Source organism: Mesorhizobium sp. P2_F7, assembly GCF_056403695.1.
In genome coordinates this window covers 142,815-158,276 of sequence record NZ_JBFUFA010000013.1, presented here as the reverse complement: position 1 = coordinate 158,276, position 15,462 = coordinate 142,815, and the positions used below count along the sequence as shown (strand labels likewise).

Genomic DNA, 15,462 nt, shown 5'->3' with positions numbered 1-15,462 from the left:
CCCTGGCCCCGCCGGCGAGCGCAGCCGCGCCAGAATCTTCTCGAAGCGATACCACTTCACCAGCGACGACAGCCGGTCCAGCCGACCGCTCCGACCAAGACCCTGTGGCAGCAAAGCCTCCACAAAACTGAACTGACCGCTCGGCTTCGTCGTCATCGCAAAATCCCCGTTTCAAAAACAGGGAATCACATCCATCCAATTTTGCAACAGTCCCTCAAGGGGGGAGATTAGCAGTTTCGCTGATGGCGCTTCTCCTTCACCCTCGTTGATTGGCGAAAGCCAACGTGCCGGCCAATCTCCCCCCTTGAGGGGGGAGATGTCCGGCAGGACAGAGGGGGGTGTGACGGAACGCGACACTGGACACTAAGCCACCGCTCTCAGCCCCTCATCCGTCCGCGGCAGCGCCTGCAGTGCCGCCTGCAGCAATATATCCGCCAGCCGCGCCGCCACCGGGTCGAGCTCGGCATCTTTCTGGTGCAGCACCAGCGCCATTGTCGGCAGCGCGGGCAGACCGAGCACCTGCGGCGCCATTGCCCTGACGTTGGCCGGCAGCCCGATATCGGTGCGGATGGTCAAGCCGAGCCCGGCGGCGACCGCCGCCCAGATGCCGCCAAGGCTCGGGCTGGAGAAGGCCATCCGCCACGGCAGGCCGGCGCGGTCGAGGGTTTCCGTCGTCACCGTGCGCAACAGGCAGGGCGCTTCGAGTGCCACCAGCGGCAGTGCCTCGCCCTCGCGCAGGCTGGTCTCGATCAGCTTTGCCGGGCCGATCCAGCGCAACTGCGCATCGCCGACATGCCGGCTGTAGGGCAGTGCCTGGCCGCTGTCCCAGGCCAGCGCAATGTCGAGATTGCCTGAGGTGATGCGCTCGGCAAGTTCATAGCTGCGTCCGATCCTGGCCTCGATCTTGACCTTGGGGTGCGCCCGGGCGAAGCGCCCCAGCACCTCCGGCAACACCGCCTCCCCGAAATCCTCCTGCAGGCCAAGCCTGACCCAGCCCTCCAGTTCGACGTCGTGGATGGCGGAAGCCGCCTCGTCGTTCAATTCGAGCAGCCGCCTGGCATAGCCGAGCATGGTCTCGCCGGCCTCGGTCAGCGCCAGGCCGCGCCCCGATTTGCGGAAGATCGGCGTCGCCGCCTGCTCCTCCAGCTTCTTCAGTTGCGCGCTGACCGCCGAGGTCGAGCGTCCGAGCCGGTCGGCCGCCTTGGCGAAGCTACCCAGCTCCATGCCGGTGACGAAGCTTCTAAGGACATCGAGGTCGAAGGTTACACGCCGCATAGAAACGATCCTGTTTTTCGGGAATAATAGTCAAAAACTTCCCGATATTCGGGATGAAGTTATGGCGGTAGAGACAAGGCGTCAAGGGTCCGGAAGGGCCATTACAGGAGTTCCACCATGTCGATTGCCGACGCAAATTGTGAGCAACGCCGGGTTGGTCGAGCAGCCACCGTCACCGCCATTTCGAAGGCTGAACGATTTCGCGCCAATCATCGCTGGAAGGTGCTCGGCATCGGCGTTGCTGCCAATGCCAGTTTCTCCGCCACCTTCGCCGGCATACCGGCGGCAGCGGTGTTTCTGCGTTCGGGCTACCAGCTCTCCAACGGCAATCTAGGCATTGTCCTTGGGCTGCTTGGGTTAGGCGTTGCGTTGAGCGAATTGCCCTGGGGCCTGCTCACCGACCGTTGGGGCGATCGCGGTGTGCTGTTGACCGGCCTCGGCGCGACGGCGGCCTGGCTTGCGCTCATGGCGTTGTTCATCGTGCCGTCGGCGACCTATGTGCCTGGCGTTGCCATGCTGGCCGCATGCCTGTTGGTCACCGGCCTGCTCGGCGGCAGCGTCAATGGCTCCAGCGGCCGCGCGATCATGGCCTGGTTCCATGAGGGCGAGCGCGGCTTTGCCATGAGCATCAGGCAGACGGCGGTGCCGCTCGGCGGCGGGCTCGGCGCGCTGGTCCTGCCATCTCTGGCCTCAGCGCATGGCTTCGCGGCGGTCTTCGGGCTACTGGCCGCCGTGAACGCCGTCTCGGCGCTGTTTGCCTGGCGCTGGCTGCATCAGCCACCCGAAACCGACAATGCCAGCCGCATGGCCATGACCAAGCCGGCCGGCCCTGCGCCGCTGCGCAATGTTGAGGTCTGGCGCATCGCCAGCGCCATTGGCCTGCTCTGCTTTCCGCAGGTGGCGGTCCTCACCTTCGCCTCCGTCTTCCTGCACGACTTCGCCGGCATGGGCACGCTCACGATCAGCGCCAGCCTTGCCGCGGTCCAGACCGGCGCCATGGTCATGCGCGTCTGGAGCGGCCGCTACACCGATCGCCACGGCAACCGCCGCTGGTTTCTGCGCTTCTGCAGCATGACGAGTGCGCTTGGCTTCGCGGCTCTCGGCCTGCTGGTCCTGGCGGCGGCAGCGACACCAAACTCGCACGCCGCGTTGATGCCGGCGATCGCGGTGCTGCTGGTCGTTGCCGGCATCTCGGTCTCCGCCTGGCATGGCGTCGCCTACACCGAGCTCGCCACGCTTGCCGGCGCCAGCCGTGCCGGAACCGCGCTCGGGCTAGCCAACAGCTTCGTCTTCATCGCCTTCTTCGTGGTGCCGACCGCCATTCCGGCATTGCTGCTCGTCTGGTCGTGGCCTGGCGTCTGGCTGGTCGGAGCGCTCTGCGCGCTCATCGCCTGGCCGATCCTGCTGCGGCCGAACTGACGCTTTTATCGCACCGGACCGGCGTCTCGTTTCGGGCCGGTTCGGAAAAACACCATCATTAGCGTTAACCCCGCATCAAGGTTAATGCTTCACTTTGGCTCTCCAGTGGCTCAGTGGCGTTTCTGGAGAGTTTCCTGTGCATCGACGTGTCTTGAAGCGGCTGGCTGCCGCCGCCGGTGAGAAAAAACGTTCCTTCGTATCGCCATTGGTCATCGGGCTCGGCATCTGGATCGGCTTTCCGACCGTCGTCGCCTACCAGGACATGGGCAGCCTGATTTCCGGCCTCGAAGCGTCGGGCACCCGCTGGAATTCCTATGTCGAGCGCTCCGTCGCCGGCTCGGTCCATGCCGCCGAAATGCCTTTCATCGATTCCGTCACCACCGGTTCGCTTTCGGGCTCGGGCGTGCGCCTGCCCGGCGTCGGCAAGGTCTCGTTTCGCGGCAAGGGCAATGTCGCCGGCGTCACGCCCGACGAGGACCGCATCATGCGCTCCGACAAGAAGGGCCGCATCATCCAGGTCTCGCCGGTGGCGCCGCCGAAGAACTTCAATGCCGGCTCGATCTTCCAGCGCACCTCCTCGCTGCTGCGGCCGAGCATGGACAGCGGCCTGAAGCTGGCCTTCGCCAAGCCCGGCATCAAGGGCAAGGAAATCCAGATCGCCCAGGCATTCCATACCAATGTGGACAAGAAGCCGGATCCCGGCGTGCCGGCGATGCTTGCTGCCCTCGTCAACAATGACAAGCCGGACGTTCTGGCCACCGCCTATGCCCAGGCCGAGCCCGACTACGCCAAGGCCTCGCCCTTCGAGGCGCTGCTGCAGGACGAAGAGCCGAATGATGGGCGCTTCATTCCGCCAATGGCGAAGGGCGATCACTCGTGGATCCAGAACCCGCTGCCGGCCAGCGTCTTCTCCAAGAAGGAGCAGGCCTGCCTTGCCAACGGCATCTATTTCGAGGCGCGCGGCGAATCCGTACGCGGCCAGGCCGCCGTCGCCCAGGTCATCCTCAACCGCGTCCGCAATCCGGCCTATCCGAACTCGATCTGCGGCGTCGTCTACCAGAACGACAACTGGCTGAACCGCTGCCAGTTCTCGTTCGCCTGCGACGGCCGCAAGAAGCGCATCGAGAGCCCTGCCAACTACAAGGTGGCGCAGGATGTCGCCATGGCCGTCACCGCCGGCAAGATTTTCATTCCGGAAGTCGGCTCATCGACCCATTACTACGCCAACTACGTCCATCCGGGCTGGGCGCGCACGATGCAGAAGATGACCAAGATCGGCCTGCACATCTTCTACCGCACCTATGGCGGCGGCTGGAGCTGAGCCATCGGCAAACGTCGCTTCTTTTCCCGTTGGCCCCGGCAATCAAAGAGCCGTTGCCGGAAGGATTCGGGGTCTGCGTCCCCGCCACTCTGCCGGGCACGATGTCGCACCTCTCCAACTCATTGATTTTAATAGAAAAAATACATGGCTTTGAAGCCCCGCCCGTGGCTTGACGGGCGCGGACCCTCTAACTATGTTGCCGGCGACTTTAGAAGCGGACGGACGGTGACGGTCTGACCGGGCAGGGGGGTTCTATGGCCGACAAGAATGGGCCACACGGAACCGGAGAAACCGGCCGCGGCAGCAAGCATGAAGCCGACATCCGCGACGAAGACCTTGAGCGCCGCCGGCGCAACCTTGAAGCATCGCTTGCGACAAGACGGCCGGATCGGCTAGAGGGGAATGACGGCGCGAAAGCGACGGCCGGATATGGCCAGGCGCTCAAGCTGTCCAGCGAGTTCATCGCCGGGATAGTGGTGGGTGTGGGCCTTGGCTGGTTTCTGGATCGTGTGGCGGGAACCTCGCCATGGGGTCTGGTCGTCGGCTTGTTGCTGGGCTTTGGCGCCGGCGTGCTCAATGTCCTGCGTTCGGCAGGTGTTGTGGCGGAATTCGGAAAAAGCGAGAAGTCGCGCGATCCGAAAGAATGAACTGGCGCCGTTAATGGCGCATAAGGACACTGAGGCCGTTCGCGGCTTTGACGGGGATGTAAATGGCTGCTGACAAGGTCGATCCGATCCACCAGTTCCATATCGTCAAGCTGATTCCGATCAACATCGGCGGCTATGACCTGTCCTTCACCAATTCGGCTCTGTTCATGGTCGCGACCGTGCTCGTCGCATCGGCGTTTCTTTACCTCTCGACTTCCAGCCGCAGCCTTATTCCCGGTCGCCTGCAGTCGGTTTCGGAAATGGGCTACGAGTTCGTCTCCAACATGCTGCGGGATGCTGCGGGAACTCAAGGGATGAAGTTCTTCCCCTTCGTGTTCTCGCTGTTCATGTTCGTGCTTGTCGCCAACCTGCTTGGCCTTTTCCCCTACTTCTTCACCGTCACCAGCCACATCATCGTCACCTTCGGCCTCGCGGCCCTGGTGATCGGAACCGTCGTTGTCTACGGTTTCACGAAGCACGGCCTGGGCTTCCTCAAGCTGTTCGTGCCGCATGGCGTTCCGGTTTTCCTGCTGCCGCTGGTGGTGCTGATCGAAGTTATTTCCTTCGTCTCGCGTCCGGTCAGCCTCTCGGTTCGTCTGTTCGCCAACATGCTCGCCGGCCACATCACGCTGAAGGTGTTTTCGGGCTTCGTCGTCAGCCTGAGCGCGCTGGGCGCCGTCGGCGTCGCCGGTTCGGTGCTGCCGCTGGCCATGGCTGTCGCGCTGACCGCCCTGGAATTGCTGGTCGCCTTCCTGCAGGCCTACGTCTTTGCCGTGCTGACCTGCATGTATCTGAACGACGCCCTGCATCCCGGGCACTGATCGAGAGTTTCCGGCATCTTTCGCCGGATGGAATTGCAACGGAATTACAGATCCAAAGGAGTTTAAAATGGACGCAGAAGCAGCAAAGTACATCGGCGCCGGTATCGCTTGCCTCGGCATGGGCGGCGCGGGCATTGGCCTCGGCAACATCTTCGGCAGCTACCTGGCGGGCGCCCTGCGCAATCCGTCGGCCGCCGATGGCCAGTTCGGCCGCCTGATTTTCGGCTTCGCCGTGACCGAAGCTCTGGGCATTTTCTCGCTTCTCATCGCGCTCCTCGCCCTGTTCGGCTGAGCACTCGAGAAGATTGGACAGGCCGGCCGCTACCCTGCGGCCATGCCTGATATCAGGGGATAGTCCATGTTCGTGACATCTGCCTTTGCGCAAGAGTCCGCACCCGCCGCTGAAGGCGCTCATACCGGCACGGAAGGCGACACGCATTCCGGTACCGGCGTGCCCGCTGAGGCGCACGGCACGTTCCCGCCATTTGATCCGGCGACGTTCCCGTCGCAGCTTCTGTGGCTGGCGATCACGTTCGGGCTGTTCTACCTGTTCCTGAAGAAGGTGGTGATGCCGCGCCTTGGCGGCATCATCGACGTGCGCAGCGATCGCATCACGCAGGACCTCGACCAGGCCGCCAGGCTGAAGGGCGAGGCTGACGCTGCCGTTGCTGCTTACGAGCAGGAATTGGCGGAAGCCAAGGCCAAGGCCAATGCGATCGGCCAGCAGGCCAACGACGCCGCCAAGGCCGAAGCCGAAACTGCCCGCAAGAAGGTCGAGGCCGCGCTCGACAAAAAGCTCGGCGAGGCCGAGGCCAGCATCGCTTCCATCAAGGCCAACGCCATGAAGGAAGTCGGCACGATCGCCGAGGACACCGCTTCGGCCATCGTCGATGCGCTTGTCGGCGGCAAGGCCAGCAAGGCCGAGATCGCGGCGGCCGTCAAATCCGTGGCCCGGTGAGGAGCGCATCATGGACGCCACATCTCTCGCAACACTCTGGGCCACCGTCGCCCTGATCATTTTCCTCGGCGCCGCCGTCTACATCAAGGTACCGGGGCTGATCGCGAAGGCGCTCGACGCCCGTGCAGCCAAGATCAGCAACGAGCTTGATGAAGCCCGCAAGCTGCGCGAAGAGGCTCAGCAGCTGCTCGGCCAGTACCAGAAGAAGCGCAAGGAAGCCGAGCAGGAGGCCGCGGCAATTGTCGCCGCCGCCAAGCGCGAGGCCGAGATGCTTGCCGCTGAGGCGCACAAGAAGACCGAGGATTACGTCACCCGCCGCACCGCGCTTGCCGAGCAGAAGATCGGCCAGGCCGAGCGCGAGGCCGTCGCCGAAGTGCGCGCCAGTGCCGTCGACATCGCCGTCGAGGCAGCGCGTGCGCTGCTGGCAGTCAAGGTCGATGCCAAGGCCGGCGCCGACCTGTTCAAATCCGCGCTGCAGGATGTGAAGGCCAAGCTGAACTGAGCGGGATTTGAATCGCAGACATGAAGCCGCCCGGGTGACCTGGCGGCTTTTTTGTTGTTGCGGCTATGGAGATTGGCGAAGGCGGTGGTGCGCGAAATCTCCCTCCTTGAGGGGGAGATGGCCGGCAGGCCAGAGGGGGTCGCCGCGCGTCAGGCGCTGGCCTTCTTCGCTGAAAAATGGCGTGGCGCCCGGTCGGACCGACCCCCTCTGTCGCCTTTGGCAACATCTCCCCCTCAAGGGGGGAGATTAGCTGTCCAACACAAGACCCTCTTCTTCCACCACCTCAACCCCACCCAGCCGAAACGGCGCAAACGACGCTCGGTGCAGCCGTGCCACCGGCCCATGCGCTTCAATCGCGGTGCGATGCCTCACCGTGGCGTAGCCCATATGGACCTCGAACCCGTAGCGCTCGTGGTGCCTGCCGCAGCCGCACATCATGCGGTCGCGCATGACCTTGGCGACGATCGAGGCGGCGGCGATAGACTGCGAGCGCTGGTCGCCCTTGATCAGCGCGCGGCCCTCGCAGAGGAGACCCGGCGGCACGTCGCGGCCGTCGGCCAGTGCCAGCTTTGCCTGGATCGGCAGGCCGGCAAGTGCTCGGCGCATCGCCTCCAGGCTGGCCTTGAGGATGTTGCTGCCGTCAATGCCTTCGGCGCTCACCGAGGCCATCGACACGCCGAGCGCGGAACCGAGGATTTTCAGGAACAGCGCCTCGCGCTGCAAATGGTTGAGCCGCTTGGAATCGTCGAGCCCGTCGGGAATGTTGGCGGGATCGAGGATCACGGCTGCCGCCACCACCGGTCCGGCCAGCGGACCGCGACCGGCCTCGTCCATGCCCGCCACAGGCCACAGACCTTCGGCCATCGCCTTCGTCTCGAAGGAGAAGTCGGGCTTCTCGACGATTTCGAAAAGAAGCGGAGAATCGGAACGCGCGCGAGCCATGTTGCGGCGAGGTTCGCATCGGCTCCGATTCTCCGCAAGTCCCTCCAGGGTCGAGTGGGGCAAGACCGGGAGGGCACCGTCTGCAGGCCGGGGGACAGGCCGGACGGGATACTTGGGTCTCCTGCCCGGCCGACGACGCCGGGCAGGAGAGGGATCTTCACAGCAGCATCAGCTGCTCGGTCGCATTGGCGGCGGCGACGAACTGGTCGGTCCTGAGCGTGCGCCGCTCGGCATTGAGGCCGAGCCGCTTGGCCGTGATCTCGAAGCGCCGGCCGATCTGCCAGGCATAGGGTCCGGCGCCTTTCATGCGCTTGCCCCACTCCGAATCGTAATCCTTGCCGTCGCGCATCGACCGGATCAGCGACATCACATGCCGGTAGCGGTCGGGATAGTGGCGCAGCAGCCAGTCCTTGAAGATCGGCGCCACCTCCAGCGGCAGGCGCAGGATGACATAGCCGGCCTCGCGGGCGCCGGCGGCGCAGGCCGAATCGAGGATACGTTCCATCTCCTGGTCGGTCAGGCCGGGGATGATCGGTGCCACCATGACCGAGGTCGGAATGCCTGCATCCGAAAGCTGCCTTATCGCCTCCAGCCGCTTGGTCGGCGTCGACGCGCGCGGCTCCATGGTGCGCGCCAGCATGCGGTCCATCGTCGTCACCGACAGCGCCACCTTGGCCAACCCGCGCTCGGCCATGCGCGACAATATATCGATGTCGCGCGTCACCAGAGCGGACTTGGTGACGATGCCGACCGGATGGCCGCGCGCCTCCAGCACTTCGAGGATCTCGCGCATGATCCGGTACTGCTTCTCGATCGGCTGGTAAGGATCGGTGTTGGTGCCGATGGCGATAGTACGCGGCTGATAGCCGTCCTTCGACAGTTCCTTGTCGAGCAGCCGCGCCGCATCCGGCTTGGCAAACAGCTTCGATTCGAAATCCAGCCCTGGCGACAGGCCCATGAAGGAATGCGTCGGCCGTGCGAAACAATAGACGCAGCCATGCTCGCAGCCGCGATAGGGATTGATCGAACGGTCGAAGGAAATGTCGGGCGATTCGTTGCGGGTGATGATGGTGCGCGGCTTCTCGACCTGCACTTCGGTCTTGAACGGCGGCAGTTCCTCCAGCGAATTCCAGCCATCGTCGAACACATGCCGGCTGACCGGCTCGAAACGGCCGGACGGGTTGATCCCAGCCGAACGGCCGCGGTTGCGGTCCGGGCGCACGCGCATGCCGCTCTGTTCGATCATTGCATTGGCCATCTCGGCTCGACCTGCTCCGAAGGCTGCAATGTCCGCACGCACGATATGTTCCATCTTGGCCCTCTCCCAGGGACTATCTGCCGGCTGTCGATTCGGTCTGTTCATGAAAATAATCCTATTTTCCCGATGAGAACAAAGCAAGAACTTTTTTTGTTGTGCAATGCAAAACTGGCGCTTCGCGAGGCTTTCCGCTATTCGGCTAAAATGCTCAGCGTTCTCATCGAAACCCGTGATGACGAAGAGGGCCTTGCCCGCACGCTCGCCTCGCTGATCGGCGGCGCGGTGGAGGGCGTGGTGCGCGATGTCATCGTCTGCGACACCGGCTCGACCGACCAGACGCATCGGGTCGCCGACCACGCCGGCTGCCACTTCGTTGCCGGTGGCATTGCCGCCGGGATCCGGCAGGCGAAGGGCGACTGGCTGCTGTTGCTGGAACCTGGCGCGCGGCTTTCGGAAGGCTGGATCGACGACGTTGTCGCCCACACGGCGCGGCAAACCATGCCGGCGCGCTTTTCCCGTTCGCGCGGCAGCCGCACACCGTTCCTGGCGCGGGTTCTCCAGGGAAACCGGGCGCTGGCCGAAGGTCTGGTCATCAGCAAGCGGCAGGCTTCGTCCCTGGCGAAAAGCGCCCGTAGCGCCGAGGCCATCGCTCGCGGCCTGGCGACGAAGAGGCTCAATGCCGAGATCTGGGTGGCGCCGCCCAAGTAAGGTGCTTTTGCTCGGCCGTTCGCGGGCGCCCGAAGCGTTGCCCATTCATTAGCCCGCGTGAATTTTGCAGGTGCGTTGCCTGTTGTGCATTGCACAAAATATTACGCGGGGGTAGCATTCCCCTCAGTGCGGGACAATTGGGTTTGGGTATTGCCGGAGCGGTGAGCAACCGACGCTGTGTCGGCTTCCGTTCATACCTGAGGACCCCGATGAACCTTTCGACCGCTGACAAATCAGGCGCCGCCAGCCTGGAAGCTATCGCTCGCAATGGCAGCCTGCTCCGCCGCATCGCTGTGCGCATCCCGACCTATCTCAAGGATATGCGCGAGAATCCAGCCTGGCTGCCGATGTTCATGCTTGCCCGCACCATGCCGGCGCGCAAGCTGCACTGGCTGGGCGCCAGAGCCGCGCGCCCGGCGCAGAGTGTCGGAGCGACGATGTTCAGGGGCGTCGAGCTCAAGTCGATCGTCGAAACGCTGCGCACCGATGGGTTGTTCTCAGGCCTGGTCCTGCCGCAGGCAGTCCATGAGGAGATCGCCAGCTTCGCACAGAGCACGCCATGCTTCGGCAATTTCGATCGCCGGCTCGAATTCATGCCTGGGGATCATGCCGGGGCCGAGAAGCGTTTCGGCCGCTCGCTGCTCAGCGGTCACTATTTCGAGCGCATCCTCGGCTGCAAGGCGGCACTTGCCATCCAGAACGATCCGTTGCTGCTCGACATTGCCCAGAACTATCTGGGCGGGCAGGCCAAGCTGATCACCACGCGCGTCTGGTGGAGCTTTCCGACCGGCGAGGCCTCCGATGCCGACAAGAACCTCGCCTCGCTCGGCAAATACCATTTCGATCTCGACGACTGGCGGATGCTGAAATTCTTCTTCTACCTGAAGCCTTGCGATGCCGGGACCGGTCCGCATGTCTATGTCAAAGGCAGCCACAACAGGCGCAGTCTAAAACACCAGCTGACGCTGCTGGTCGGCCATCCGGCCGAAGAGGTGCTCAAGGTCTATGGCGACGACAGCCCGGTCACGCTGACCGGCGAGGCCGGTCTCGGCTTTGTCGAGGACCCATTCGGCTTCCACATGGGCACCGTGCCGTCGCGCACGCCGCGGCTGATGATGGAGGTCGGCTTCGGCGTGTCGCCGCCCTCGCGCCGCCGCTTCCACGGCGAACCGGTCATCCGGTGATCCTGATCTCCACCGGCATCCAGCGCGCCTGCCGCCGGGCGATACGGCCTTCGCGGTTTTCGGCATCGTAATCCATTGGGACCGGCTCGCGGCTGAACCGCGGCCGGTCGTCCAGCGCGTTGACGATGACGATCGCTCGTGCCTCGTCGCCGTCGGTGGTCACAGCCGCGACATAGACGCCGCAGTCCCGGCAGATGAGATAGTCGGCGGTGCGCAAGCCGAACCGGTATCGGTGCAATCGCGCCTCGTCCTCGACCGAGACGATCAATCGCCCCTGCGGATCGGCGGCAGCGCGCGAGCCATGCCGGACGCAGAAAGCGCATTGGCAGGCGCGGATTTCTATCTCGGCAGGTTCGATGTCGGTTTCGAATGTCAGGTGAATGTTGCCGCAATGACAGCCGCCGCGATGTGCGTTCATTGTGTCTTTCCGCCTTGAAGACCTCGCGGCAGATTACGCCTTGGGTCGCTCGCAGGAAATGACCCTTCGAAGGCGCAAGCAGCGTTTTGCCTGACAAAGGCAGCGCTGAACCGCTATCCGCCTTGCTTTACGAACCGGCCTTGCCGCGCCGCAAATGCTCATTTAGGCGTGGCATGATCTCGACGAAGTTGCAGGGCATGTGGCGGTAGTCGAGTTGCGGCTTCAGGATGCCGTCCCAGGCATCCTTGCAGGCGCCGGGTGAGCCTGGCAGCACGAAGACGAAGGTGGCGTTGACGACACCGCCGGTCGCCCGGCTCTGCACCGTCGAGGTGCCGATCTTGTCGTAGGAAATGCGGTGGAACACTTCGGAAAAGCCGTCCATGCGCTTTTCGAAAATCGGCTCCAGCGCCTCCGGCGTCACGTCGCGGCCGGTGAAGCCGGTGCCGCCGGTGGTGATGACGACATCGATCTCTTTGTCTCGCGACCACGCTAGGACCGTATCGCGGATTCTGTCGCGGTCGTCGGTGACGATGTCGCGGTCGGCCAGCACATGGCCGGCCTCGGCGATGCGGTCGGCCAGCGTCTGGCCGGATTTGTCGTCGGCCAGGCTGCGCGTATCGGAAACCGTCAGCACTGCGATGCGCACCGGGATGAAGGGGCGGCTCTCGTCAATTTTGGCCATCGGTTCCCTCCGAAGCGATGCTTCGCGTCGCGGCGACAAACCAGTCCGGTTCGCGGCTGCGGATCTCGGCGGCGGCGCGCTTGGCGACATTGCCGGTCTCGAACAGCCCGAAGCACGTCGCGCCGGACCCCGACATGCGCGAAAATCCTGACCCGGCCCGGTTCAGCAGGGAAAGCGCTCTGCCGATGGGCGGCTGGATCGCCTGCGCAGCGGCCTCGAGATCGTTGCGGGTGATCTCCAGCCAGTTGCGGACGCTGTGGAAGTCGAATGCGCGCGGCAGCGGCGGCAGCGCTTCATTGTCGCGTCTATCGAGCGCCTTGAACACATCGGGCGTTGAGACTTCGACGCTGGGATTGACCAGCACCAGGGCCAGCGCGGGAAAATCCGGCACCAGCGACAGCTCGTCGCCGACACCGCGCGCGACCAGCGGTTTTGCCGCAAGGCACATCGGCACATCGGCGCCGAGCGTGAGACCAATCCGCGCCAGGTCGGCTTCGCCGATGTCGAGCCCCCATGTCCGGACAAGACCGCGCATCACCGCCGCCGCGTCGCTCGAGCCGCCGCCGACGCCCGAGGCGACCGGCAGGTTCTTTTCCAGCCGGATGGCAACCGGAGGCGTGCTCTGCAGGCCTGCCTGCCTGCGCAGCGCCTCGCGCGCCTTCACCACCAGATTGCTGTCGTCTATCGGTACAGAAGTCGCGTAGCGGCCCGCTACGGAGAACCGGTCGCTTTCGGCAGGCTCGATCTCGACCCTGTCGCCGAAGCGGGTGAAGACGGCCAGGCTCTCGAGCAGATGATAGCCGTCGGCACGCCTGCCGGTGACATGCAGCGCCAGATTTATCTTGGCAGGCGCCAGCCACGTCCGGGCTGCGACATCCACCGTATCAGCTGCAAGCGGGATGATGCTCAGTCCTTGGCCAGGCGATATTCGCCGGTCTTGGGATCCTGGACCAGCGTACCGTTCGTGCCGTTGGCCGCCTGCTTTTCGGTGCGCCGCACCTTGGCGGTCACGCGCTCGGCCTCGCGGACAAAGGTGCGGTAGCCGAAATAAGCGGCGGCGCCGACGACTGCGAAGAAAATGATCTGCGGCATCTCAAAACTCTCCCTCGCAAGGCGGCAAAGGCGGCCGATCGGGTCGGTCAGCCTGTTATGCTAGACGCTTTCCCTGCTTTTTCAAAGCCCGAAGCGAGCCCACAATGCGCGCTCTTCCGCCGCATCGATCACGCCGCTGGCGGCAGCCGCCGCGATATCGGGTGCCGAAAAACTGGACCCGAACAGGCCGATGCGGCCAAACAGGCCACGCGGTGCGGTGACCAGCCGGAGCTGGGTTTTCGCGCCGAACCGGGTCTTCAGCACCGTGCGCATGTCGCTCAACGCATCGACGAGGCCAAGCTCCAGCCCCTTCTTGCCGGTCCAGAACAGGCCGGTGAACAGGTCCGGATCGTCCTTCAGCTTCGAGCCGCGGCGCTCCTTGACCAGGTCGATGAAGGTCTCGTGCACTTCCAGCTGCAGCGCCTTCAGGCGCTCGACATCTTCCTTCTTCTCCGGCTTGAACGGGTCGAGCACCGCCTTGTTCTGGCCGGCAGTGTGGACGCGGCGTTCGACGCCGATCTTCTTCATCAGCTCGGGAAAACCGAACGAGGCCGAGACGACGCCGATCGAGCCGACGATGGAGGACGGATCGGCAAAGATCTCATCGCCGGCCACCGCGATCATGTAGCCGCCCGAGGCCGCTACATCCTCGACGAAGACCAGGACCTTCTTGTTCTTCTCCACCGCGAGGTCGCGGATGCGCTTGAAGATCAGCCGCGACTGCACCGGCGAGCCGCCGGGCGAATTGATCGAGATGGCGACCGCCGGCGCGTCGAACAGGAACGCCTTTTCGATGAGGGCGGCCGTGGAGGCGAGCGACAGGCTCGGCCGGAACTGGCCGCCGCCGGCCATGATCGTGCCGTGCAGCCTGATGACGGGAATGGTGACGACGCTGGATCGCCAGGATTTCGGCAGCAGGCGGTTGAAAAGACGTTTCACGAGGTGGCTGTCTCCGGTCGATGGCTTTCAACGCATGTAGGGATTTGCCGGTCAACGGCAATGCCGCAATCCATCTCAGCCAACTGTGCAGCGCTTTTGCGGCAACGGCGCAGACAGGCCCAAAATCAGTCGCCGAACAGCGATGCCAGTCCGTTGTTGATCATCTCGGTCCGTTCCGACGGGCCATCGCCCGTCTCGGCATGCAGCATCAGCGGCGGGCGGATCGACAGTTTTCCACGCGCGCCGAGTGTCGCCCGCACGACAATGCGGATGGCGGCTGCTTGCGGGCGTGGATGGACGGCCAGCATCTCGGCGTCGCCGAAGCGGCCCGACAAGGCATCGAGGAGCTCGCCGAGCTGTTCCGGCCGCGCGATGACGGCCAGGCCGCCGCGCGGCTTGGCGACCGCGGCCGCACTTCGGATCCAGCTTTCGAACAGCCCGTCTTCCATGACATGTGCTTGCCTGCGCAGCGGATCGGGTGTGGCGCGGTCCTCTGAAGCGTTGAAGGGCGGGTTCATGATGACGAAATCGAAGGAATTGTCGGCAAGTCCGGCTTCGCCACGCGCCCGGCCCGACAGCGTGACGTCGCCTGTCAGCACCGAGGCGCGGTTGCCAAGATGCGCATTGCCGGGATGGGCGAGCGTGGTTGCGGCGAACCCCGCCATCTCGGTCGAGCGTTCGACAAGCACGACCTCAGCCGCTGGGCAGCGAGACAGCACCGCAAGGCCCGCCGCACCCGCGCCGGCGCCGAAATCGGCGAGCCGTCCGGCAAAGGCGGACGGCACCGCCGCCGCCAGCATCATGGCGTCCATGCCGGCGCGATGCCCGGTCCTTGGCTGCACCAGCCAGAAGCGGCCACGATGGAAGGCATCGACCGTGTGGGCCGGCGTGTCACCGGCAATGGCGCTCGCTTCAGCCATTATTTCTGGCGGATTTCGTTCTCGATGCCGGCGTCTTTCAGGATGCGCCGCGCCTGATCGGCCTGGTCAGCGTCGACCATGACGCGCTTTTGCAAAAGACCGATCGAGCCTTCGAGAATGCTCATGTTCTGATCGGCGACGAAGCAGGCAATCCCGGCATCGCGCATCAGCGATTCGACAAAGGAGATGATCACGGCATCGTTGGTGCGGACGAGTTCTATCATCGGACGAAGTTCGCAGGTTGCTGCGTTGATGTAAACGCTGGAGCATGATGCCGAAAAGTGTGGAGCGGCTCCAAGGGTTGACACGCCGTCACCGCAGCCGCGCCAATTCGCCTCTTGCCGTGCCCGTATGTGCCGCCCTAGAGTCTGTAGCG

Annotated in this window: 19 protein-coding genes and 1 pseudogene; 9 read left to right on the top strand and 11 right to left on the bottom strand. The window is 64.3% G+C overall.

Translation table 11 applies throughout. From position 1 onward, the window contains the following. Both AC1DZ8_RS28675 and AC1DZ8_RS28670 read right to left on the bottom strand, forming a co-directional pair. Positions 1-156 (bottom strand): annotated as a pseudogene (locus tag AC1DZ8_RS28675) (IS5/IS1182 family transposase); the annotation flags it as partial. A 207-nt stretch (positions 157-363) separates the two neighbouring features. Beyond that, positions 364-1,275, bottom strand: coding sequence for a LysR substrate-binding domain-containing protein (locus AC1DZ8_RS28670; protein ID WP_477302926.1), 912 nt, complete (start codon positions 1,273-1,275; stop codon positions 364-366). A gap of 117 nt (positions 1,276-1,392) precedes the next feature. Between AC1DZ8_RS28670 and AC1DZ8_RS28665 the strand changes: the two genes are divergently transcribed. The 7 genes from AC1DZ8_RS28665 (at position 1,393) to AC1DZ8_RS28635 (ending at position 6,943) form a co-directional block, all read left to right on the top strand. Beyond that, positions 1,393-2,694 (top strand): MFS transporter, encoded by a 1,302-nt coding sequence (locus tag AC1DZ8_RS28665; RefSeq protein ID WP_477302925.1) that lies wholly within the window; start codon positions 1,393-1,395, stop codon positions 2,692-2,694. Between the two features lie 136 nt (positions 2,695-2,830). After that, the gene (locus AC1DZ8_RS28660; RefSeq protein ID WP_477302923.1) at positions 2,831-4,015 is read left to right on the top strand and encodes a cell wall hydrolase; all 1,185 of its coding nucleotides are present in this window, start codon (positions 2,831-2,833) and stop codon (positions 4,013-4,015) included. Positions 4,016-4,269: 254 nt separating this feature from the next. After that, positions 4,270-4,662, top strand: coding sequence for an AtpZ/AtpI family protein (locus tag AC1DZ8_RS28655; protein ID WP_477302922.1), 393 nt, complete (start codon positions 4,270-4,272; stop codon positions 4,660-4,662). 62 nt (positions 4,663-4,724) lie between these two features. After that, positions 4,725-5,483, top strand: coding sequence for a F0F1 ATP synthase subunit A (locus AC1DZ8_RS28650; RefSeq protein WP_352557343.1), 759 nt, complete (start codon positions 4,725-4,727; stop codon positions 5,481-5,483). A gap of 67 nt (positions 5,484-5,550) precedes the next feature. Then, positions 5,551-5,775, top strand: a complete 225-nt coding sequence (locus tag AC1DZ8_RS28645; protein ID WP_006206606.1) for a F0F1 ATP synthase subunit C — start codon at positions 5,551-5,553, stop codon at positions 5,773-5,775. A gap of 66 nt (positions 5,776-5,841) precedes the next feature. Beyond that, positions 5,842-6,441, top strand: a complete 600-nt coding sequence (locus tag AC1DZ8_RS28640; RefSeq protein ID WP_477302921.1) for a F0F1 ATP synthase subunit B — start codon at positions 5,842-5,844, stop codon at positions 6,439-6,441. A gap of 10 nt (positions 6,442-6,451) precedes the next feature. Next, on the top strand, positions 6,452-6,943 hold the full coding sequence (locus tag AC1DZ8_RS28635; RefSeq protein ID WP_477302919.1) for a F0F1 ATP synthase subunit B: 492 nt from the start codon (positions 6,452-6,454) through the stop codon (positions 6,941-6,943). Positions 6,944-7,189: 246 nt separating this feature from the next. On the opposite strand, the gene AC1DZ8_RS28630 is transcribed toward AC1DZ8_RS28635, so the two are convergent. Both AC1DZ8_RS28630 and AC1DZ8_RS28625 read right to left on the bottom strand, forming a co-directional pair. Continuing rightward, complete coding sequence (locus tag AC1DZ8_RS28630; RefSeq protein WP_477302917.1) at positions 7,190-7,885, bottom strand: ribonuclease HII; 696 nt, start codon at positions 7,883-7,885, stop codon at positions 7,190-7,192. A gap of 157 nt (positions 7,886-8,042) precedes the next feature. Then, entirely contained in the window at positions 8,043-9,197 is a 1,155-nt protein-coding gene (locus tag AC1DZ8_RS28625; RefSeq protein WP_477302915.1) for a PA0069 family radical SAM protein, read from the bottom strand. A 150-nt stretch (positions 9,198-9,347) separates the two neighbouring features. Between AC1DZ8_RS28625 and AC1DZ8_RS28620 the strand changes: the two genes are divergently transcribed. Next, complete coding sequence (locus tag AC1DZ8_RS28620; RefSeq protein WP_477302955.1) at positions 9,348-9,851, top strand: glycosyltransferase; 504 nt, start codon at positions 9,348-9,350, stop codon at positions 9,849-9,851. Positions 9,852-10,060: 209 nt separating this feature from the next. After that, positions 10,061-11,035, top strand: a complete 975-nt coding sequence (locus AC1DZ8_RS28615) for a hypothetical protein (RefSeq protein WP_477302913.1) — start codon at positions 10,061-10,063, stop codon at positions 11,033-11,035. Here the strand turns inward: AC1DZ8_RS28615 and AC1DZ8_RS28610 are convergent. The 7 genes from AC1DZ8_RS28610 to AC1DZ8_RS28580 all read right to left on the bottom strand — a co-directional run bounded on the left by AC1DZ8_RS28610 (position 11,025) and on the right by AC1DZ8_RS28580 (position 15,310). Continuing rightward, positions 11,025-11,453 (bottom strand): GFA family protein, encoded by a 429-nt coding sequence (locus AC1DZ8_RS28610; RefSeq protein WP_477302911.1) that lies wholly within the window; start codon positions 11,451-11,453, stop codon positions 11,025-11,027. The genes AC1DZ8_RS28615 and AC1DZ8_RS28610 overlap by 11 nt on opposite strands. A gap of 127 nt (positions 11,454-11,580) precedes the next feature. Further along, on the bottom strand, positions 11,581-12,135 hold the full coding sequence (gene moaB, locus AC1DZ8_RS28605) for a molybdenum cofactor biosynthesis protein B (RefSeq protein ID WP_477302909.1): 555 nt from the start codon (positions 12,133-12,135) through the stop codon (positions 11,581-11,583). After that, positions 12,122-13,015: a 4-(cytidine 5'-diphospho)-2-C-methyl-D-erythritol kinase gene (locus AC1DZ8_RS28600; protein WP_477302907.1), complete on the bottom strand. Its 894-nt coding sequence runs from the start codon at positions 13,013-13,015 to the stop codon at positions 12,122-12,124. Before AC1DZ8_RS28600 ends, moaB begins: the two co-directional genes overlap by 14 nt. A 26-nt stretch (positions 13,016-13,041) precedes the next feature. Continuing rightward, complete coding sequence (locus AC1DZ8_RS28595) at positions 13,042-13,227, bottom strand: membrane protein (protein ID WP_023668475.1); 186 nt, start codon at positions 13,225-13,227, stop codon at positions 13,042-13,044. An 81-nt stretch (positions 13,228-13,308) separates the two neighbouring features. Next, the gene (locus tag AC1DZ8_RS28590; RefSeq protein WP_477286871.1) at positions 13,309-14,166 is read right to left on the bottom strand and encodes a S49 family peptidase; all 858 of its coding nucleotides are present in this window, start codon (positions 14,164-14,166) and stop codon (positions 13,309-13,311) included. Between the two features lie 125 nt (positions 14,167-14,291). Continuing rightward, on the bottom strand, positions 14,292-15,086 hold the full coding sequence (locus tag AC1DZ8_RS28585; RefSeq protein WP_477302904.1) for a tRNA1(Val) (adenine(37)-N6)-methyltransferase: 795 nt from the start codon (positions 15,084-15,086) through the stop codon (positions 14,292-14,294). Then, a complete protein-coding gene (locus AC1DZ8_RS28580) occupies positions 15,086-15,310 on the bottom strand; it encodes a putative signal transducing protein (RefSeq protein WP_112567065.1) in 225 nt (74 codons plus the stop codon). Before AC1DZ8_RS28580 ends, AC1DZ8_RS28585 begins: the two co-directional genes overlap by 1 nt. Positions 15,311-15,462: the final 152 nt, after the last annotated feature.